The following is a 1295-nucleotide window of genomic DNA, read 5'->3' as shown; positions in this document are numbered from 1 at the left end:
TACTGGTACGGCGTGCACTACACCGGCGCCGAGCTCTACCGGGCCAATCCGACGAGGAAGTACGACGGGAACGTCAGCTTCGTCTCGATCCCCGTGTACTCGTCCAAGGACCTGGTGAACTGGAAGTTCGAGAACCGGGTCGCGACGCGCTCCACCGGCGTGGGCAGCGGCGCCAACCTGGGTGGTGCGGGCTGGGTCGGGCGGCTCGGCGTCTCGTACAACGAGAACACCGGCAAGTACGTGCTCGCCGTGCAGATGTGGCACACGGGCAGGGGCGGGCACGGCGTTCTGCTGCTGCAGGGCGACTCACCCACCGACACCTTCGACTACGGCTACTTCCAGACCCAGATCACCAACTCGCCCACGACCGGCACGGGGGATCAGACCGTCTTCACCGACGACGACGGCAAGGACTACCTGATCTTCTCCAACCGCGAAGGACGCTCGCGCGGCTTCGTGGCCAAGTTCCGGGAGTCCGACTCGCTGCGGATCGAGCCAGGCGTGGAGATCCGCCGCGGTGCCGGTCGCGAGGGGAACGCCATGTTCAAGCTCGACGGCAAGTACTACCACGCGGCGTCGGACCTGCACGGCTGGAACACCTCGGTCAACTACGTCAATGAGTCGACCGGCGGCAACGTTCAGGGCTCGTACAGCAGCGAGTACGTCCTTGCCGGCACCGAGATGGACTACAGCCACGTGACCCAGACCGGGTTCTTCGTGACGGTCAAGGGCACCAAGCAGAACACGGTGATCTACGCCGGCGACCGCTGGGCCGACTTCGCCTGGAACGGCATCGGGTACAACCAGTGGGTGCCGATCACCAAGACCGGCGCGAGGCCGCAGTTCCACTCGGTGAGCCAGTGGCAGTTCAACGCCACGACCGGGGAGTGGCGTGTCGGGCCGGCGAACAACCACATCCTCAACCCCGACATCCAGGCCGACCGCATCATCGTCTCCAGTGTGCGGGGATGGCGGAACCTCGGCGGTTCGGTGACCAACGTCAACGGTGGGGTGAACGGGTCTCGCTTCGCCCTCCAGGTGAGCAACAGCGGCGGCGTCGAGCAGCGGATCGAGTCGGTGCCCGCAGGCAGCTACACCCTGTCCCTGCACGCTCGGGGCAGCGCCGGACAGGTCGTGATCACCGGCGCCGACGGCAGCCAACGCACCCTCGGCATCCCGTCGTCGAGCGGCTGGACCAAACGCGAGCTCACCGGCATCGAACTGCCCGGCGGGGCCGCCACCGTCACCGTGCGGGCGTCGGGTTCGGGCGGCGTCATCGTCGACCAGCTCTCACT

General features: G+C 66.9%; 1 protein-coding gene. It reads left to right on the top strand.

Annotated features, from left to right (window positions below):
- Window positions 1–12 precede the first annotated feature (12 nt).
- On the top strand, window positions 13–1295 hold a 1283-nt coding region (locus ACFY9I_RS42535), incomplete at its 3' end, for a family 43 glycosylhydrolase (RefSeq protein ID WP_391012916.1).

This window comes from Streptomyces sp. NPDC012510, assembly GCF_042955065.1.
Classification (GTDB): domain Bacteria; phylum Actinomycetota; class Actinomycetes; order Streptomycetales; family Streptomycetaceae; genus Streptomyces.
This window is presented reverse-complemented; position numbering and strand designations above follow the sequence as displayed.